Consider the following 19,359-nt stretch of genomic DNA (forward strand, 5'->3'; position numbering starts at 1 on the left):
TTTTTTGATAATAAGTGATTAAAAAAAGGAAGGATATAGCAATAAGTTTCTAATTTCTACGTAGTGAGAAAGACTAGAATTGTTAAATAAATTGCGATGATCCCTTTAAAAGATTGGCTTAAATGAAATATTTAAACCTTAAAGTACTAAGCTATTAAATAGCTTTTCCAGGAATGGTGTAAAATAAATAAAGCAACCTGAGGCTGGTTTTGGTAGGACTGTAAAAGTTGAGTAAATAACCTTTTAACGGATGAGCTGCTGTAAGAATCAATAGCTGTTGTTATATTCCAATTTAAAAGCCCAATATGGTCATTGATATGCTCAAAACGCTCTTGATTATCAGCAGCTTCTTCCTGATAAGGTTTGGGAAAAGACTCTGATGGTAAGTGAGGATGATATTGTTTAACGTAAGTACCGCTATGAGTTAAATACTGATGCGTTAAAATCTCATATTTATCATTAGCGGATGACTCTTTTAACTGGAGGCTTGTTAGAAGCGTAAGAAAGAATAAAAAGAGTTTCATGTTTAAGCTGAGTAATTGGTTTACCTTACTTTTTAAACTCTCGTTTTTATTTCTCTTCAACATGATGTGCAAAGTTAGAAATATTAAAAGAATAAAAGCAACTTAATATCCTGTTGGAAAAGAAGTTATTTTCATTAATAGGCATTAAGAAATTATCTTACTTTAGCATAGGGATATATTTCTCTCTGCACTCAAACAATAACCAAACATTTACAGCAAAAAAGACTAAAGCTATAGGTAAACCCGATGGCTCGTTAAAGATATGGGTAAGTAAAATACCAACAGTTATGGGTAATACCATGATAGCTGCCAATGCTCTAAACCTTGGGATGATAATTAGAATACCTCCAACAATTTCTACAACCGCTACTAATGGCATCAGCCAAACGATGGTTGTGTAAGCCACCATGACTTTTATCATACTTTCGGGCATATCTTCTGGCATAGGCATATAATTTAAAAATTTATTTAATCCTGCATTGATAAACATTAACCCAAAAAGAAGACTTAAAATAAATAGTATTTTACTTTTCATAATGTTGGTTTTACTTGGTTTAGATTTTTTAGTAATACAAACTAAATATATTAAATATTAGTAGGAACGTAAAGAACAAATTACAATCAAATGCTGAAACATTTACAACTGTTTTAATCGTAGATGGTTAATATTGTCTAAAATTAAAAATAGATGAACAGCAGAGAAAGGATTATTTTATTATTACTTGCGGCTTTAAACTTTACTCATATTCTTGATTTCATGATTATGATGCCTTTGGGAAATTATTTGATGCCTTATTTTAACATTTCTTCTCAGCAATTTTCTATGCTGGTAGCAGCTTATACTTTTAGTGCAGGTGTATCGGGCTTTTTGGCTGCTTTTTTTGTTGATAAATACGACAGAAAGCAAGTATTATTAAGAGCTTACGCTGGCTTTTTAATTGGGACATTATTTTGTGCGCTATCACCAACCTATAGTTTACTATTAGTTTCCAGAATTGTTGCTGGTATTTTTGGAGGTTTAATTGGGGCACAAGTTTTATCTATTGTAGCAGACTTGATTCCTTACGAGAGAAGAGGAATGGCTATGGGGGTTATTATGGCTGCATTCTCAGTTGCTTCGGTTTTTGGTGTTCCGTTTTCTTTGTATTTAGCTAATATTTTCAATTGGCATGGTCCTTTCTTTTTTGTTGCAGGTTTAGGCGTCATACTAGTACCATTTTTAATGAAATATTTACCTAAAATGGATACACATATAAAGCCCGCTGGAAGTGAAAAAGTTGGTCCTTTAAGATTAATAAAAGATATTGCTAAAGATAAAAATCAAATGCTGGCTCTTGCTTTATCAGCAACTATTATGTTGGGTCATTTCATGATTATCCCTTTTTTAAATCCTTTTATGGAATTTAATAAAGGGTTTAGTAAAGTACAAACGCCCATGATATACATGGTTGGTGGAGCTCTAACGCTGGTGAGTTCTCCATTTTTAGGTAAATTAGCAGATAAAATAGGTAAACATAGGCTGTTTATCATGATGGCTATTACAACCACTATACCTATTGCGTTGATAACTAACTTACCTGATTTCCCTTTTTACCAAGTTTTATGTATCACCGGTTTTTGGTTTGTTGTATCAAGCGGAAGGATGATACCTGCACAAGCTATGGTAAGTAATGTTGTAAGTACAGAAAGAAGGGGAAGTTTTATGAGTATAAACTCATCTGTGCAACAGATATTTGTTGGTTTAGCTTCGGTGATATCAGGTTTTATTGTGGTTAAAAGAGCCGACAATGCTATTCTGCATTATGATATTACAGGTTATATCAGCATAGCTATTACTTTAATAAGTATCTATTTTGTATCTCAATTACATGTAAGAACCAAAACTAAGAATACACTGTAAACAAAAGGGTAGCTATGAAATAATAGCTACCCTCTGTTTTGAAATAGAAAAATGGTTATTACTGTACTTGCTCTACTCTGATTGAAGATATTCTATCATTAACTGAAGAACTGAAGCAGCTTTGATCAGAGGTATAAGTTCCAATAAGAGTATCAAAATTGTTATTTGCGTAAACTCTAACCCTTAAACCTGAAGGAACTCTTATTGATGAAGCGTCATCGTTAACAAAACCTAAAGCCTGTAATTGTGATAAAGTATAATCACCCACACTTAAACTAGCACTCCAACCTGTATAATTACATCCTTGGCGTACTGTTACTTTTGGTATTTCCCAATACCTAACATTAGACCAAGTTACAACAGAATTTGTTTTATTAGCATCTTCATCTTCTCTGCCATAATTACCATATTTCATGTAATTAGTCCCATCACCATTTGTTGGCACTTGGTTTTCTTCACAAGAGTATTTTTCATCACCATTTACATATATGACAATACGTCCTGGTCTTGATGCAATTTCTTGAAAATGCACAACATTAATTGTTGTAGGTGTGTTTAAAATATTTGTAGCAATAGTACGGCTACCAACTTCGTTGGTTACTCCATTAGGCACAACTCTCAATTGTCCTCCATTTACAGCTCCATCACCTCTAATTTGCAGTAGTGTAGCTCTTTGCGCACCACTTATGATGATACCTCCCCATATTTGGAAAACCGCATTATTGGCAAAAACATTATTGTTAATAGTAATAATACCTTCAAATTGACGAATATCACCAGTATCATAATTGTCTTGAATTCTTATTTCAGAACGGTTTCCTGGAGCTTTGTGCAGTGTAAAAGTATTTCTTTTATTATTACTAGCACTGTAGGTATAACTAGCTGCATTATTAGAGCCATAAGAGGTACCTGATGTACTTCCACTAACATTTATATACCAAGCATCACCATTATTCCAAGTTCGTGTTTCTACGCCATTACCCTCTTCTAAATGTACCCTTTGGTTAGCTTCAATGGTAGAAGTTATTTCTGACCAACCAGAACCATTTTCTGCTGCCGCAACAGTAATTGCATTTTTACTTCCTGCATTTGTATTTAGCTGCTCTACTGATGTTTCTTTGGTGTCTTTTTTACAAGCTACAACTAGGGCGGATGCTGCAATTATGGTTAATAAAGAAGCTTTTTTTACTGAAAAGCTTAAGATAGAATTTGAATTATTTTTCATGTTTAACTTTTATGGTTTTTATTGTTTAATTGGAGTTTCGTTAAATTAGATTTTTTGTCATTTGGATTTGTTTTCCAGCCTCCTTTCTCCCTCTTTCTTTAAGAGGGCTTTAATTTAAAAATAAGTATTATTTATGTTACAATTGGTTAGGCTAATATCTGTATTTGGTCGACTATTAAGTAATAACCCAGTTAGTGATACCAAAGGATATTGGAGAAAACAAACATTGGTATTAATAAAAAAGAAAATATATGTTTTATAAAATTATAATATAGAATAATTTTTGACGATAATAGTATTATAAAGTTAATTTAATTTCTTTATAAAAACATGAAACGTTTGCGTAAAATAAGATGGCATTTTAATTTTCACCAGAATCTAATTGGTTGTAATACTTTATATTTATTATTAAGTGTTAACCCTATCATGATTTCTTGAGTACCTTTTGAGACAGCATTTAATGGAGATGTTGTTATATCATAAGCATAGCTGATGTGTACCAAAGAAGATATATTAAAGCCTAACATACCAGAAAAAGCATCGCTCTCTCTATAGCTACCACCCAGCCACAGTTTATCTTTAAAAGTAAATTTTACATTATAATCCAACGTAGGTTTTAATGGTTTTATCCATTTTAACATTACCGAAGGTATTAAGGTATAATTATCATCAAACCAAAATTTATAGCCAGCAGTTATGAAATAGTGAGGCACAGTGGTAGCCTCTTTATAAGTATTATCATCATTAAAAACAATATTTTGTGGCAATACTTGCTGTATAGATGCCCCAGCAAAATAGGTGGGTGCATATAACCAAACACCAACATTTACATCAGGCTTAAGCCTACTTACTTGGCCACTTGATAAAGCTTGGTCTGCTGCTTCGCCCGGCTTTAAATCATCAAAATTGATATTACTGTGAGATACCCCAGCACTAAGCCCTACAGCTAAATTTACATGTGCAGATAGACCTAAATGATAGGCATAAGTAATATTAAAATTGCTTTGTTTTAATGCTCCTGCTTTATCAGTAGTCGCTACAAAACCCAAACCATGGTGCGGGGCCGAGGTAATATATTCATATTGGTATTTGTATACATAGAAACTCTCACCTGTCATATCAAAAGAAGTAGGTGTTAAACGCTCATCTTTTTTACCTAAAGGGAAATGTATACTTAGATAGCTGGTTTCTGGGGCATCCTTTAAACCAATCCATTGCTTACGATTAGTAAATTTAATATCAATATAGTTTTCTATCCCTGTTAAAGCAGGGTTAATGATATAATTATTGAGAATATATTGTGTGTACTGAGGTTTTTGCTGGGCATAGCTAAGCCCTATACTCAATTGTATGAATAACATAAAAATACAATATCTTCTTCCTTTCCTTTGCACTACCTTACAATCATAACCGACCCAGAATATTTTAAATTTCGTTCTTCAATGGTTATGATGTAATAATAAGCGCCAACTGGTAGATCTTCCCCATTAAATCTACCATCCCAAGCTTGGTTGTAGTTATCACTTTGATAGACAACTTTTCCGTATCTATTGTAAACATTTACATTTACAGATGGATAGCTGTCTAAGTATTTAATCTCCCATCTATCGTTTGTACCATCCCCATTAGGGGTAAAAACATTTGGGATTTCAGGCTTTTGCAAAACTTTAACAAATACATCATCTGTAGCAACACATCCTGTAGCACTATTAACCGTTAAGGTGTAAGTTATATCATCTGTAGGATTAGCAACTGGGTTTAATACTGAAGGATTACTAAGACCTGTAGCCGGAGACCAGCTATAAGTTAAACCTTCTCCAGAAGCAACAGCATTTAAGATTGCATTACCGCCAATTAATATTGTTTGATTTTCGCCTGCGCTGATGATAGGCGTCGGATTAACTTTTATGCTTTGGCTTAAAACCTCTATACAACCATTAACCCCTGTAAAAGTATAAGTAATCTGATGTTCGCCAGGACCAGCCGATGATGGCGAGAACATTCCGTCAGCAGTAACGCCTCTTCCTGTAAAAGTTGCGCTACCTGTGAAACCACTAAGCTCTCTTGCTTGCGTAATCCTAAAATTAGCTTGCTCTTGACAAACTTCTGGTATTGGTGTAAAAGAAATTTGAGGAACCGCTTTAAGTGTAATACTCATAATTTTCTCTGAAACACAAGTTTCAGAATAGACTTTGAGCTTTGCGGTTATAATTTTTGTAAGCGGGCTATGAAAAAGCGGGAAGATAAAACTATACTCGGCACCAGAAACCGGAGCATTTACCACCTGATAATAATTTGGATTACTGGATCCTGACGTTTCATTAAAAAACCATTCTATTTTAGTAATGCTACCAAAACTTATGGTTGATAAATCTTTAAGTATAACAGGTTGGTTACTGCATAAATTATGAACGTTTAACACTTCAAAATTCACCTCAGGTATGGCTGCTATCACATTAAAATTTAATGTGTCTGATTTACTACAACCATTAAAAGTTGCTGTTAATATCACTTCATAATTACCTGCTGCTGTATATGGGTGAATAGGATTTTTTTGTGTGGATGTGTTTCCATCTCCAAAATTCCACACGTAAGTTATCGCCGGATCATCTACTCCGTTTATGGTGGTATTATTGGTAAAAGTAGCTTTGCCTTGAGGTAAGCAAGTAGAAGGAAGTGTAAAATTTACTTGAGGAACCGCTTTAAGCGTGATGATTTTATCTAAATAACTAGAGCAAGAAATACCAGAATAAACTACCATTCTTATTTTAACTTGCTTTGTAAGAGGAGTATGAAAAATAGGATAATTAAAACGGTATTGTCTTTTTAAAGAGGTATTTCTTAGTTCCGGAGACTCATCAACTAATTTTAATGCTGGGTTTTGATCATAATCCCAATACCACTCTATTTTTGTTATTTCGCCAAAATCTACTGAAGCTAAATCTTCAATAATTACTTCTTGGTTAATACATAAGTTATTTTCATTTAAGACATTAAATCTGGCTAGGGGTGTACTCCCATTTACTATAAAATCCTTTTCCAAAACCGTTTGGCAGCCCGTAATTGTAGAAGTAGCCGTTAATTTTACCCGATAAACACCTTGCGCACTGTAGTTATGTACGCCATCTTTTTGTATTGATGTATTTAAAGAGCCCGAGGTAGGGTCGCCAAAATCCCAAACGTAAGACATGTTACTATTATCAGCAATGGTACTTGTGTTGATAAATGTTGCTATAGCATCATTCAAACAAAAATCAGGTGTTATAAAATCGGTAATGGGTAAAGGGTTTATCTTGATAACTTTACTGATGGCTTTTGTACAAGCGTTATTTGTAGTTATAGTAAGCGTTACTGTAAAATCTCCTACAGTAGTAAACACGTGTTTGGGGTTTTGTAAAGTGGAGGTATTACCGTCGCCAAAATTCCACGACCATGAAGTTATGGTTTGCTCTGTTGCTGTAGAAATATCAGAAAACTGAATTTCTTTATTTACACATGCTGTACTAGAAAAATTAAAATCGGGATTAGGAAATGGGTTGATGCTGATGGTATCTTTAAAAACTTCCGACCAACAACCTTTATCAACAGCTACAGATAAGGATACTATCTTATCTCCTGGCGTAGCATAAGCATGATTTGGATTTTGTAAGGTAGAAATATTACCATCACCAAAATCCCAAAGCCATTTATTTACAGTATTTCCTCTGCCATCAGTTATAGGTGTAAAATCAATTGTTGATTCTGGACAAAGTTTATTGTTGTAAATAAAGGATGCCATAGGAGGGTTAAAAACTTCAAACTCGGTTGCTATTTCCTCCTCTGCACTACAGCTAGCTGGCGCAGGGTTTAATACCGTAGCTTTTAAATTATACATACCACTAGTAGTAATTTCACTAGCGTTTATTTGATAATCATAGAAATAACTGGTAATGCCGTTTACTGTTTCAATTTGCGATGGTGTAACTGAGAATATAGTATCTCTTTTTAAGCCATTCTTAAAATCCCAAATAATTTTATTGGTTTGATAGGGGAGTTTAAGTTGAACTTGATAATCTTCCCCGATACATAAATTAGATGTTGCATTTGAACTTCCCTTAGGAAAAAAGGAAATATTGGCGTTTAAATTTTTTAAATCAGAGCCAGCTAGATAAGCATAAGATTCTATATTTCCATAACCATAGGCTATAGCTACAAAACCTCCACTACAAACTATACGGTGGGCAGGGTTTGTAGCAGATGAACTTGTAACGTCTACGGTGATATAACTATACTCATTATCAATAGTTACAAAACTGCCATTAGGTATAGCATTATCTACCCTTAAACTTGGTACATCTACAGTTTTAAGAATGATATTTATATAATGGGCTATAATATTTGTTGGGGCAACCACTGGTACGCTTACTGCCGAGTATAAGGTAATATCAGATAGCGTTTGCTCAACCGGATTTAAAATTGTCATTTCTGGATCTCCTGGGAACCTTACTGTACCGGTATTATTAGGGTTACAAGACTGTGAGACTTGTAATTGCGCCACACTAATAGGTTTAGAACCTTTAATTACAAAAGCTGTACTACCGTAAAAGGTTATAATACTACCTTTTGCATACGGGTTTTGTAATTGGATATTACCCACTTGGGTGGTCGAACCATTTACGGAAACCTCAGTATTATCCTCATTTACAAAAATTCTAATGATATCTTGCGCACCATTTTGAGCATTATAAAATGGTGCAGTTACATAATTTTTACCCCAAGCTGATATAGGGAAAAGTTGCTGATAGAGATTATCTTGCGTAGTACCTGCATTATTTGTACAGAAGCCGTTTTGCGTACTTCCAGAAAAAGCTGCCACAGGCTTACAATTACCAATTGTTTTTATCCTAACACCAGTTACATCCGTTGTTGATTGGTATTGGTAAATATCACCTTTATCTAACCTTACTTGAAATGGCGTTGTTCCAACTCTGTTGCTATTATAAACTGTAGCAACTGGTGAGATTTCTATTTGTGTGCTATCTTCTACACCAACCAAAGTAAACTGCGAAACTCTAAAATTGTTATTGCTAACAGGTACTTGGTCATAAGCCATAGCAATATATTCATTACCTAAAGCTTTGGTGGGTAAAACCAATGTTGCAGCAGACCTAGCACTTCTAGAAATATGCGAATATAAAACAATAGGAACATCAGATGTTACATGAATCCCTCGGTCTTGATACACAATATCAGAACCTCCAACATAGGTATTATTATAAATATTTGGGTCTATATAAACCGGAACGGCTTGATTAGCCAAAACCGTTACCGGAGGCAAGTTAACTCCTCCAGCATTTATATTTACTATTGCTTTGTTCTGCGAGGTAATAAAAAGTGTTAATCTAGAGCCTAATCCATCTATATGCCCTGCATAAGCTACCCAAAAATCTATCCCTCTATTAGATGAATTTTGAGCCATAGCATTTCCTGTAACAATAAAAAACAATACACTGTATAAATACAATACGCGTTTAAAATGGTTCATCTCTTGGATAAAATCCCTCTATAAAGTAAGACTAATTATGGTTTAATTGGTTTAAGCTATTTTTTGTAATAGTACAGCAATTTAGCATAAAAAATTATTTATTTCTTAATGCCAAAATCTCTTTATAATTTAGAATTTTTTCTGATGCTACCTTACCAATATTTTTATCCGATACCAAAATGTTAAGAGTAGAAAGCGATAAGCCCTGCAAGTTGGTTTATTCATTAGCCAAACATGATTTTTTAGGCTTTTTAATAGAGCCTCATGTTGTACAATTGAACCAAAACGGAGGTTTCTCTCTTACTTACCAACGTATTTTTTCTAATACAGCTAATGAGTTTTTGCATATTATTGATGCTACTGATGTTAGACTGATTAAGCTACTTGAGGAAATTGAGCAAAATAACATCATCAAAAAGTATTATAAAAAAACCATTAGACCTTTAGAGTTTTTTGCTAAAAATTGGGATGATAAATTTAGTGATACCGTACGTCCAAAAATAGAAAAGAAACTTACAGAAGCTTTGGCGCTTATCCGCGATAAAGAAATTTACTTGATGGGCAAAGAAGGTTGGCCTGTTGAGAAGCAATTGCACTTAGCAGATGAAGCTGCAACTATCCTTTTTCATTTTAGACGAAACGAGACTGAAACCCGCTATTTCCCAACCATCAAATATCAGGGTTTAAGGATTGATTTTATGTTTAAAGATGCACAGGTTATCACCAACCAGCCAGCTTTGTTGTTGTTGGATAATATGTTGTATCATTTTGACCAAGGTTTGGAAGGTAAAAAATTACAGCCTTTCCTTAATAAAAGATATATCTCTATACCAAAATCATCAGAAACTACTTATTTCGAGAAATTTGTTGCCCCACTGATAGAAAAATACCATGTTTATGCAGAAGGCTTTACCATCAATACAGAGAAATACGATGCTAAACCTATTCTTAAAGTGGTTTATGTGCCAGAAGGCGTATCAGAAATACAACTTTATTTTAAATATGCTGATTATGTTTTTGCTGCCGGTAGCGATAGACAAGTTACCGTAAGGATGGAGAAAATAGACGATGATTATATCTTTCATCGTATTAAACGCTCTTTATCATGGGAGAAAAATAAGTTAGACGAGCTTTTAGCTTTAGGCCTTAAAACCAATAGCAACCTTTTTGTGCATTTACAAGTAGCGCATCAGCATGATGAAACCGATTTATCTTTTTCTGTTTTTGATTGGATAAGCGAGCATCATGAAGACCTTGTAGCTAAGGGTTTTGAGTTTGAGCAAGATAGTAGCGCCAAGAAATATGTGATTGGTAATAGTAAAATAGATTTAGAGATTCAGGAAAAGAATGATTGGTTTGATATTAACGCTATTGTGCAATTTGGTATTTATAAAATCCCTTTTATTCAGCTTAGAAATCATATCCTTAATAAAAAAAGAGAGTTTACTTTACCTAATGGTGAGATTGCTATCATCCCTGAAAAATGGTTTTCGCAATATGGAAATTTACTTTCCTTTACGGATGGTACAGACAGCTTAAGACTTAAAAAACTACATGTAGGTTTGGTTCATGATTTTGCTAACAGCGATTTGGCCAGTGTTACCATGGATAGAAAACTACAACGCCTTGCCGACTTTGAGTTTATTGAAGAAGTTACCGAGCCCACAAATTTTAAAGGTACTTTAAGACCTTATCAAAAAGCTGGCTATAACTGGTTCCATTTTTTACAGAAATATAATTTTGGTGGCTGCCTGGCTGATGATATGGGCTTGGGTAAAACGGTACAAACTTTAGCTTTATTACAAAAAGCTAAAGAAGAGCAAGAAGCTTTAGGCATACATACTACTTCTTTATTAATTATGCCCACTTCTTTAATTTATAACTGGATTAACGAAGCAAAACGCTTTACACCGCAACTTAAAATTTGTACGCATACGGGCACCAACAGAGATAAAGACATCAGTATTTTTAGTCGGTACGATTTGGTGATAACAACGTACGGTATCAGCCGTTTAGATGTTGATGTGATTAAAGAGATGTATTTCAACTATATTATTTTAGATGAAAGTCAGAACATCAAAAACCCATCGTCAAAATCTTTTAAAGCGGTTAAGCAACTCAAATCAAAATATAAACTTATACTTTCTGGTACACCGGTAGAAAATACGGTTAACGATTTATGGACGCAGATGTCTTTCATAAACCCAGGTTTATTAGGCTCTCAAACGTTTTTTCAGCAAGAGTTTGTGCAACCTATAGAGAAAAAGAAAGACGAGGAAAAAGCACAAAAGCTTCAGGTTTTGATAAAACCTTTTGTGATGCGCCGTACCAAAGAGCAAGTAGCTACAGAGCTCCCACCAAAAACAGAAAGTTTGTTTTATAGCGAAATGACTGCGGAACAGGCCGATTTTTATGAGAAAACAAAATCAGAATACCGTAACGAACTGATGAAATCTTTAGAAGATGGAACTTTCTCAAAATCGCCCATACAAATTTTACAGGGCCTTACCAAACTAAGGCAAATAGCTAATCATCCGGCTTTGGTTGATGGAGATTATGAAGGCGAAGCTGGTAAGTTTAAAGATGTTATCCATAAATTAAACAGCGTTGTAGAAGCTGGCCATAAAGTATTGGTATTCTCGCAATTTGTAAAACAACTAGAACTTTACAAGCAATATTTTAATGATAAGAAGGTAAAATACTCTTATTTAGATGGCTCTACCGCTAACCGAGGAAAAGTAGTAGAAGAGTTTAAACAAGACCAAGACATCCAAATATTCTTAATTTCTATAAAAGCTGGTGGCGTTGGTTTAAATTTAACCGAAGCTGATTATGTTTTTATCCTAGACCCATGGTGGAACCCCGCTGTAGAACAACAAGCCATAGACCGTACACACCGTATTGGCCAAACAAAAAATGTTTTCATCTATAAATTTATCACCAGAGATACAGTAGAGGAGAAAATTATAGCCCTACAAAATAGAAAACTTAGCGTAGCACAATCTTTAATTACGACAGAAGAAAGCTTCATCAAATCTTTATCAGAAGAGGATATTAAAGAAATTGTAGGGTAAAAAAAGCAGAGTCCGTATTACAAAACCTCTGCTTTAAACCCCTTATAGACTAATTTTAGTCTAACAACAACCAAGTTGTTAACTCTTCTGCAGCTTTGTTATTTTCAAAAACGATGGTATTTCCTTTGTAAGTGTTTAGGATATCGTTATCAATATACTCGTTATAAATCCAAGGGTCGCCGGCAGCAAATACTTTACCTTTTCCGTATCTGGCAGTTGCCATAATAACATCGCCTTTATCGGTAATTAAAGCTTTTGCATTTTTGCTTACGCTGATGGTTGATATTCCTTTAAGGAATAAATTCTTAGCTGTTTTAAAAATTTCATTACCTGCTTCTGGCACAATTAAGCCTACAGATAAATCTTTCTCCACCGCATTTCTTATTTTATCATTAAAATTTATACCAAATACATTGGCTAGTTTATTAAAATGTGGAAGTTCGCAATTGACAGAGTCATTAGCTAATAAAACCAAAGTACCGCCAGCTTTAACCCATTTTTTTATTGCTTTTATGGCATCTTTATCAACAAAATTAGGTTTTGCTGTTTCCTTTTTAGTATCAGGATCTGTAATGATATAAACATCAGTACCAGCTAAATTTTCTTTAGTGGGTGCAACAGTTAAGCTTTTAAGAGCAGCGCCTTGTTGTTTAAACATTTCTCCCCATTTAGAGTAGCCTGCCATCGCTTTATCTTCCCAGGTGTAATGAAAACGATTGGTTTTACCATCTTTGGTTTGGTATTCATTATTGTAGAAATAATCTAAAGTAACGGTTTTCTTGTCTTGGGCGGTAACGGTAATCGCTAAAAAAACAAATAAGCAGGCTAAAATGATTTTATTCATGATGGATTTTTTTTAATGTGCAGGTTCTATTCTTAAGCCAATGTCAGAAACGGCTTTTAATGGGTTATCTCTCATGTTTTGTTCTATAACAAAACTGTATTTCCCCTTTTTAGGGAAACGATAATTTTCTTTAAAAATAAGCTGATAGGTATACAAATTTCCAGAGCCTTTGCCTAGCCACTCGCCATCTGGTTTAGCTAGTTGAAACTCTTCTCTCTGAACGTTTTTTTGTTGGTCAGGGTTGGTAACGCTTACCCGCACCCAAACATTAGCATATTTATAATCATCTGTATGCCTAAAATTAATATAAATATGATATGGCGTATTGATATCCTGAATATCAACTTGTGCTCTTAAAGGTTTATCATAAGACCAATTTCCGTTTTTAGTAGCTTCAAAAGTATCAATAATAGCATGGTCTGTGCAAGCTTGCATAAACCATACTAAAAGTATGATAAGGCCTTTTAAACAGTTTTTCATCCTTGTTGATCTGGCTTTTTATCTTGGTTAGGATTTCTCCTTTTTTTAAATTTATTCTTTTTAGGTTTATTTTCTCCTGCTACTCCTGGCTCTTGCACCTTAGGCTGCGCTGTCTGCTGCGGCTTAGCTTGCTGTGGTGTTGCAGGCGTGTTTTGTTTTACTTGAGCTTGAGGATTTTGCTGAGTGTTATTTCTAGTTTCAGGACCGCCATTTTGATTTCTGTTTTTTGATTTGTTACGATTATTTTTCTTTCTATTTTTAGATTTTTCGTCTAACCTGGTTAAGCTATCTTGCCCAACAACGTTTTCATAATCAAAAGATTTTTCGGTTTTAACCAATTCTTCTAAAACAGCGGCATGGTCTTTTAAGTCATCAGGTTTTAAACCTTTTTTATTCATTTCCTGAATTTCCTTAACCCTATCAATAGCTAAAGGAATCCAAGTATTATCTTCACCGTAATAGCTAAACCACATCAGTTTCTTAAAGATATCGGTTTTTTGCAAACGGGCTTCGCCTTTTTCGGTACGTAATTTTTCTACATTATCTGGGATATGCTTTAAAGCATCCATGTAAGAATCAAGCTCGTAGTTAAGGCAACATTTTAGTTTGCCGCACTGTCCGGCTAGTTTTAAGGTATTTAAAGATAAGTTTTGGTAACGAGCAGCAGCGGTAGAAACAGTTTTAAAATCTGTTAACCAGGTAGAGCAGCAAAGCTCTCTTCCGCATGAACCAATACCGCCTAATCTGCTGGCTTCTTGGCGCATACCAATTTGGCGCATTTCAATCCTTACCCTAAAAGATTCTGCTAATTTTTTAATCAACTCTCTAAAATCTACCCTACCATCAGCAGTGTAAAAGAAAGTAGCTTTTGATTTATCTCCTTGATATTCTACATCAGAAAGTTTCATGGCTAAACCCAATTCTAAAGCAATAGTTCTGGCTTTATGCATGGTTTCATATTCACGCTCTTTTGCGCTTTTCCATTTGTCTACATCTTGCGGTGTAGCTTTTCTTAAGATTTTTAAAGGTGCTTTTTCTTCGGTAACCCTTTTTCTGTTCATTTGTATTCTTACCAATTCTCCGGTAAGGGTAACATGGCCAATATCATAGCCTCCGGTAGCGGTTTCAACCGCTATCAGCTCACCCGCCTCCAGATAAATATTTTCATCATTACGATAAAAATCTTTTCTAGAGCCTTTAAATCTAACCTCAACATAGTTAAAAGGTTTATATGAAGATGGCATATCCATATCGGAAAGCCAATCGTAAACATCTAATTTGCTGCAACCCCCATCTGTTAAACAAGAGCCATTACTTTTGCAGCCACTAGGCGTACATCCTCCGCCTGAAGAGCAACTTCCACATCCCATAATTTATAATATATATTGAGTCCCCGTAGGGAGCGTATTAAACTTTAATATTTTAACCAAATTCAAAGATACATCTAAAAATAATATCTTCGGATTTGCATTTCTTTCTATATGATAATGAGCTTTTTCTAACTCGTTTGCAATAGCTTCTGCTTTTGCAAGGTTTAAAATTTTCGAAAAATTACTAATAAATTCTAATTCTTTTGCAGATAAATGTATTAAACCTGGTGTTTCTGCTAAAAATAGCATGCACTCTCGCGTTAAATTAATGCCATAACGCAGTAAATTCTTCTGATTCTCTCGGCCCATCTTAGAAAAATCATCATCAACAAAAGCAACCAATTTTAAACCCTGGTTACCATAGCAGGCCCTTAACCAATTGCTCAACAAATCATGATAATCATTCTCTTCATGCGTCATGAAAGTTAACGCTGCTTGCAAGTTTCCATTGCTTAAGTAGGCTAGTTGCATGGCTTTTTCCTCGCTTAACTGATGTTTTTCTACTAAAAATTTGCAAACATCTGCATTGCTTTGCTTCGGTATCTTAACAATTTGTGTTCTTGAGATGATGGTATTTAAAATTTGCTCCTGATTTTGGGCTACCAACAAAAACAAGGTTTTTTGTGCAGGCTCTTCAATAATCTTGAGTAAAGCGTTACCTTCTTTCTCCAGATACTCGGGCAGCCACATAATTAAAACCTTATACTCGGCCTCAAAAGGCTTTAAACTTAACTTTTGGATGATGCTGTGGCACTCGGCAATATTAATATTGGCTTGTTTATTATCGGCACTTAAATGGTTACGCCATTCATCTAATCCCAAATAAGGATTTTGCAAAAAGCTAGCTCGCCACTCTTCCACAAAAGTAAGGGCAGTATCTTCTTTATGCTTTGCAAAAAATGGATAAGAAAAATGTAAATCTGGGTGAACCAGCTTTTGGTACTTTCTACATGATGAACATTCGCCACAAGAATCGTTTTCTAAAGGCTGCTCACAACAAATATATTGCGCATAAGCAACCGCTAAAGCCAAGCTTCCGGAGCCCTCCGGACCTAAAAATAATTGAGCATGACTTATCCTGCCATCTTTAACTGTTTTTATCAGATGAGCCTTAACTGTTTCTTGTCCTACAATATCTTTAAACTGCATTGCTGCAAAATAAGAAATTGGTAAGAAGTATAAAGTATAAAGTTTAAAGAAGAGGGTAAAAAGTATAAAGTACTGAGTAGAAAGACCCTAATATCAGGTATTAAAGATCTCAATTTAAAAATTAAACTAACCTTCGAAATCATTACTTAAGATAAAGTATTTTGAAATGTGCTAAGAAGTCTTGATACTTGATACTAAATACTCAAATACTTTAGGAATGGCAAGATTAATGGCTTTTGATTATGGAAGTAAACGTTTAGGAATAGCCGTTACAGACCCCATGCAAATGATTGCTAATGGCTTAACTACCATACATCCAAAAGACATTATCAGTTTTTTGAAAACCTATTTGCAAACAGAGCAAGTAGAGGCTTTTATTGTTGGCCAACCTAAACAAATGGATGGTAGCGCATCGCAATCTGCACCATTGGTAAATGCTTTTGTAAACCTCTTGAAAAAGAACTATCCTGATATTAAAGTAGAAATGGTAGACGAGCGTTTTACTTCTAAAATGGCTTCGGCTGTAATTGCCCAAAGCGGTATGAGCAAGAAAGCCAAACATAACAAAGCTTTGGTTGATACGATTTCTGCTACCATTATTTTACAATCTTACATGGAGCAAAAATCTCTTTTTTAAGAGCTCTTCTCAAAGCAACAAATCAAGGAAGCCATCATAAATACTTAAATTAGCCCCATGGAACTTCTTCATGAAACCTTAAAGCTTTACTTAGAGCAGTATTGCGAGCCAGAACCCGAACTCTTAAAGCATATTGATAGGGAAACTAATTTAAAAGTTTTGATGCCTAGGATGGTATCTGGCCACTACCAAGGTAGGGTAATTAGCCTATTAACAAAATTGGTAAATCCTAAAAATATATTAGAGATTGGCACTTTTACAGGCTATGCTACGTTATGCTTTGCTGAGGGTTTGGCAGAAGGTGGTAAAATTATCACTATAGATATTAACGAAGAATTAGAGGATAGGGTAAGAGGCTATTTTGCACAATCTGTTTACGCGGATAAAATAGATTATCGTATTGGTAATGCTATGGAAATCGTTCCTACGCTAAAAGAAACTTTTGATATGGTATTTATTGATGCAGATAAGAAAAACAACCTCAACTACTATCACTTGGTTTTTAACCAAGTAAAACCCGGCGGATTAATTATTGTTGATAATGTTTTATGGAGCGGTAAAGTAGTGGCACAAAAAGAAGATAAAGATACCAGCAATATTATTAATTTTAATGATGAAATAGCTAAAGACCAACGCGTTGAAAAATTGATTTTACCTGTTAGAGATGGCTTATTTATCATCAGAAAGAAATAGAAAATGAAAAGATTTAACCTTTATTGTGCTTTATTATTTGTTTGTTTTTCAATGATTTTTTTTCAGGCTTGTTCTCCTAAAACGCAAAGCTATCACAAACAAAATAAGCAAATAGAAAAAACGGCTGATAAGAAAACTCAGGGTAACTACACCAATTATAATGCGGCTACTTATATAGAAAGGTTTAAAAATATTGCTATTTCATCTATGAATAAGTATGGCATACCAGCTAGTATCACCCTAGCACAAGCTATATTAGAATCGGGCACTGGAAATAGTGATTTAGCTAAATATGCCAATAACCATTTTGGTATAAAATGTACCAGTGATTGGAAAGGCAAAGGTTATTATAAGGATGACGATAAAAAAGACGATTGCTTTAGGGTTTACAACAACCCCGAAGAAAGTTTTAAAGACCATTCTGAATTTTTAAAGCGTAAACGTTATGCACCATTATTTGAGTTGGATAAAAACGATTACCAAGGCTGGGCTTACGGCTTAAAACAAGCAGGATATGCTACCAACCCAAAATATCCACAGCTTTTAATTGGTATTATAGAGCGTTATAACCTTACGCAATATGATAGCCCAGAAGGACGATACGAGAAAATTAAAAGAGAGGATCGCGTTTTAGCAGATATCAACAAAAATATCCCTAAAGAAGCTAGTAAAGAAAAAACTACTAATGCCCCTGTTTTAATAGAAGGCAATAAATATGTAGTGCAAACAGGAGATACACTATACAATATTTCTAAACGTTTTGGACTTACGGTTGATGATTTAATGGCACTGAATAACTTAAGCGATAACCATATTAAAATTGGCCAAAGCCTTATTATAAAGAAATAGACATAGATGTTGAGAGTAACTTTTATCTTAATTTTTAGCTTTATGCTATTTGTAAAAGGCTCTTTAGCACAAGGTATAGAGGCAGAAGGTATTGTATTTGATAGCGATACTAAATTTAGACTCACCCGAGTAAAAATCACTAACCTTACAACTGCCACTTCTATTTTTAATAATTCTAAAGGTGAGTTTAAACTCAATCTATCAGCTGGAGATATAATAACCGCATCTTTATTTGGGTATAAACCAGATACTTTAATATTTAACCCATCGCAAGCAGTCCTTATTTTCAATCTTAAAAGGCTAGCCATTCCCTTAGCAGAAGTTTTAATACAAGACTCGGTTATAAGTGCTAGAAAACGTTTTGAAGAATTAAGAAAGCAATTTAATAGCCTTAATAGAATAGGAAATAATAAAGATATAATTGCCATAGGCAACCAAGGTGGAGCAGGTTTAAGTATTGATGCTTTATGGAGCGCATTTTCCAGAGAAGGTAAAAATGCCAGAAGATTACAAGAAATTATGGAACGAGATTATGTCAATAATTTTATTGATGAACGTTTTACTAAATCCTTAGTTACCAAAACTACAGGTTTAAGAGGGGGGAAATTAGAGGTTTTTATGCTCAACTATAGGCCTTCTTACTTTTTTGTTTTAGGCGCATCAGAATATGATTTAATTTCTTACATCAAAATAGCTTATATACGCTTTCAAAAATATCCACACTTAGAAGATTTATCTAACTTAAAACCTATTCAAGTAGAATAACCATGTGGTATAAAACCATATATTGCCCCTGGCTTCATGTAAACGGCATGGCTTTATATCCTTTTATTTTGGTTAAAGAAAAGCATAACTTGAGTAATCAGCAACTCATCAATCATGAATTAATTCATTTTAAACAACAGATAGAACTGCTTATTCTGCCTTTTTACTTCTTTTATATCATCCATTACCTTATCAATTTGCTTTATTACCGCCAGCATCAAAAAGCTTATTTTCAAATTATTTTTGAGCAAGAGGCTTATAAATACGATAAGGATTTAAACTACCTGAAAAGGCGAAGGTTCTTAGCTTTTTTATACCTTTAAAA

General features: G+C 34.2%; 16 protein-coding genes. 7 read left to right on the forward strand and 9 right to left on the reverse strand.

Annotated features, from left to right (window positions below):
* Positions 1 to 146: 146 nt before the first annotated feature.
* Complete coding sequence (locus H510_RS0102135) at positions 147 to 587, reverse strand: hypothetical protein (RefSeq protein WP_026902804.1); 441 nt, start codon at positions 585 to 587, stop codon at positions 147 to 149.
* A gap of 94 nt (positions 588 to 681) precedes the next feature.
* Positions 682 to 1,059: a DoxX family protein gene (locus H510_RS0102140; RefSeq protein WP_026902805.1), complete on the reverse strand. Its 378-nt coding sequence runs from the start codon at positions 1,057 to 1,059 to the stop codon at positions 682 to 684.
* Between the two features lie 153 nt (positions 1,060 to 1,212).
* On the opposite strand from H510_RS0102140, the gene H510_RS18085 reads away from it, so the two are divergent.
* On the forward strand, positions 1,213 to 2,424 hold the full coding sequence (locus H510_RS18085) for an MFS transporter (RefSeq protein ID WP_036691610.1): 1,212 nt from the start codon (positions 1,213 to 1,215) through the stop codon (positions 2,422 to 2,424).
* Between the two features lie 58 nt (positions 2,425 to 2,482).
* Here H510_RS18085 and H510_RS0102150 read toward each other — a convergent pair whose 3' ends face one another.
* The 3 genes from H510_RS0102150 to H510_RS0102160 all read right to left on the reverse strand — a co-directional run bounded on the left by H510_RS0102150 (position 2,483) and on the right by H510_RS0102160 (position 9,173).
* Positions 2,483 to 3,649: a beta/gamma crystallin family protein gene (locus tag H510_RS0102150; RefSeq protein ID WP_026902806.1), complete on the reverse strand. Its 1,167-nt coding sequence runs from the start codon at positions 3,647 to 3,649 to the stop codon at positions 2,483 to 2,485.
* Positions 3,650 to 4,017: 368 nt separating this feature from the next.
* Entirely contained in the window at positions 4,018 to 5,010 is a 993-nt protein-coding gene (locus H510_RS0102155) for a PorP/SprF family type IX secretion system membrane protein (protein WP_036691661.1), read from the reverse strand.
* A 32-nt stretch (positions 5,011 to 5,042) separates the two neighbouring features.
* Positions 5,043 to 9,173 carry a T9SS C-terminal target domain-containing protein gene (locus H510_RS0102160; protein WP_026902808.1) on the reverse strand — a complete coding sequence of 1,377 codons (4,131 nt, stop codon included), beginning with the start codon at positions 9,171 to 9,173 and terminating at the stop codon, positions 5,043 to 5,045.
* Positions 9,174 to 9,352: 179 nt separating this feature from the next.
* Here H510_RS0102160 and H510_RS0102165 point away from each other — a divergent pair, with 179 nt between their 5' ends.
* A complete protein-coding gene (locus tag H510_RS0102165) occupies positions 9,353 to 12,247 on the forward strand; it encodes a DEAD/DEAH box helicase (RefSeq protein ID WP_026902809.1) in 2,895 nt (964 codons plus the stop codon).
* A 55-nt stretch (positions 12,248 to 12,302) separates the two neighbouring features.
* On the opposite strand, the gene H510_RS0102170 is transcribed toward H510_RS0102165, so the two are convergent.
* Genes H510_RS0102170 through H510_RS0102185 form a run of 4 tightly spaced genes read right to left on the reverse strand, consistent with a single transcriptional unit; the run spans position 12,303 to position 16,090 of the window.
* The gene (locus H510_RS0102170; RefSeq protein WP_026902810.1) at positions 12,303 to 13,091 is read right to left on the reverse strand and encodes a DUF4350 domain-containing protein; all 789 of its coding nucleotides are present in this window, start codon (positions 13,089 to 13,091) and stop codon (positions 12,303 to 12,305) included.
* A gap of 12 nt (positions 13,092 to 13,103) precedes the next feature.
* Positions 13,104 to 13,571, reverse strand: a complete 468-nt coding sequence (locus H510_RS0102175; protein WP_026902811.1) for a gliding motility lipoprotein GldH — start codon at positions 13,569 to 13,571, stop codon at positions 13,104 to 13,106.
* Positions 13,568 to 14,941 carry a PSP1 domain-containing protein gene (locus H510_RS0102180; protein WP_026902812.1) on the reverse strand — a complete coding sequence of 458 codons (1,374 nt, stop codon included), beginning with the start codon at positions 14,939 to 14,941 and terminating at the stop codon, positions 13,568 to 13,570. The genes H510_RS0102175 and H510_RS0102180 overlap by 4 nt, the downstream gene beginning before the upstream one ends.
* Before the next feature lie 3 nt (positions 14,942 to 14,944).
* Positions 14,945 to 16,090, reverse strand: a complete 1,146-nt coding sequence (locus H510_RS0102185) for a DNA polymerase III subunit (RefSeq protein ID WP_026902813.1) — start codon at positions 16,088 to 16,090, stop codon at positions 14,945 to 14,947.
* A 217-nt stretch (positions 16,091 to 16,307) separates the two neighbouring features.
* Between H510_RS0102185 and ruvX the strand changes: the two genes are divergently transcribed.
* The 5 genes from ruvX to H510_RS0102210 are packed head-to-tail and all read left to right on the forward strand — an operon-like array spanning position 16,308 to position 19,357.
* Complete coding sequence (gene ruvX / locus H510_RS0102190) at positions 16,308 to 16,727, forward strand: Holliday junction resolvase RuvX (RefSeq protein WP_026902814.1); 420 nt, start codon at positions 16,308 to 16,310, stop codon at positions 16,725 to 16,727.
* A gap of 57 nt (positions 16,728 to 16,784) precedes the next feature.
* Positions 16,785 to 17,420 carry an O-methyltransferase gene (locus tag H510_RS0102195; protein WP_026902815.1) on the forward strand — a complete coding sequence of 212 codons (636 nt, stop codon included), beginning with the start codon at positions 16,785 to 16,787 and terminating at the stop codon, positions 17,418 to 17,420.
* A 51-nt stretch (positions 17,421 to 17,471) separates the two neighbouring features.
* Positions 17,472 to 18,269 carry a glucosaminidase domain-containing protein gene (locus H510_RS0102200; RefSeq protein WP_245584775.1) on the forward strand — a complete coding sequence of 266 codons (798 nt, stop codon included), beginning with the start codon at positions 17,472 to 17,474 and terminating at the stop codon, positions 18,267 to 18,269.
* Between the two features lie 42 nt (positions 18,270 to 18,311).
* Complete coding sequence (locus tag H510_RS0102205; protein WP_036691615.1) at positions 18,312 to 19,034, forward strand: hypothetical protein; 723 nt, start codon at positions 18,312 to 18,314, stop codon at positions 19,032 to 19,034.
* Positions 19,035 to 19,036: 2 nt separating this feature from the next.
* The gene (locus H510_RS0102210; RefSeq protein WP_036691617.1) at positions 19,037 to 19,357 is read left to right on the forward strand and encodes a hypothetical protein; all 321 of its coding nucleotides are present in this window, start codon (positions 19,037 to 19,039) and stop codon (positions 19,355 to 19,357) included.
* Positions 19,358 to 19,359: the final 2 nt, after the last annotated feature.

The organism is Pedobacter glucosidilyticus DSM 23534, assembly GCF_000425145.1.
Classification (GTDB): Bacteria; Bacteroidota; Bacteroidia; order Sphingobacteriales; family Sphingobacteriaceae; genus Pseudopedobacter; species Pseudopedobacter glucosidilyticus.

Coding starts and splice junctions, on each gene's coding strand:
- H510_RS0102200 (WP_245584775.1), top strand. CDS start 17,472: ATGATTTTTTTTCAGGCTTGTTCTCCTAAAACGCAAAGCTATCACAAA.
- H510_RS0102170 (WP_026902810.1), bottom strand. CDS start 13,091: ATGAATAAAATCATTTTAGCCTGCTTATTTGTTTTTTTAGCGATTACC.
- H510_RS0102210 (WP_036691617.1), top strand. CDS start 19,037: ATGTGGTATAAAACCATATATTGCCCCTGGCTTCATGTAAACGGCATG.
- H510_RS0102205 (WP_036691615.1), top strand. CDS start 18,312: ATGCTATTTGTAAAAGGCTCTTTAGCACAAGGTATAGAGGCAGAAGGT.
- H510_RS0102150 (WP_026902806.1), bottom strand. CDS start 3,649: ATGAAAAATAATTCAAATTCTATCTTAAGCTTTTCAGTAAAAAAAGCT.
- H510_RS0102180 (WP_026902812.1), bottom strand. CDS start 14,941: ATGGGATGTGGAAGTTGCTCTTCAGGCGGAGGATGTACGCCTAGTGGC.
- H510_RS18085 (WP_036691610.1), top strand. CDS start 1,213: ATGAACAGCAGAGAAAGGATTATTTTATTATTACTTGCGGCTTTAAAC.
- H510_RS0102140 (WP_026902805.1), bottom strand. CDS start 1,059: ATGAAAAGTAAAATACTATTTATTTTAAGTCTTCTTTTTGGGTTAATG.
- H510_RS0102155 (WP_036691661.1), bottom strand. CDS start 5,010: ATGTTATTCATACAATTGAGTATAGGGCTTAGCTATGCCCAGCAAAAA.
- H510_RS0102135 (WP_026902804.1), bottom strand. CDS start 587: ATGTTGAAGAGAAATAAAAACGAGAGTTTAAAAAGTAAGGTAAACCAA.
- H510_RS0102185 (WP_026902813.1), bottom strand. CDS start 16,090: ATGCAGTTTAAAGATATTGTAGGACAAGAAACAGTTAAGGCTCATCTG.
- H510_RS0102195 (WP_026902815.1), top strand. CDS start 16,785: ATGGAACTTCTTCATGAAACCTTAAAGCTTTACTTAGAGCAGTATTGC.
- H510_RS0102165 (WP_026902809.1), top strand. CDS start 9,353: ATGTTAAGAGTAGAAAGCGATAAGCCCTGCAAGTTGGTTTATTCATTA.
- H510_RS0102175 (WP_026902811.1), bottom strand. CDS start 13,571: ATGAAAAACTGTTTAAAAGGCCTTATCATACTTTTAGTATGGTTTATG.
- ruvX (WP_026902814.1), top strand. CDS start 16,308: ATGGCAAGATTAATGGCTTTTGATTATGGAAGTAAACGTTTAGGAATA.
- H510_RS0102160 (WP_026902808.1), bottom strand. CDS start 9,173: ATGAACCATTTTAAACGCGTATTGTATTTATACAGTGTATTGTTTTTT.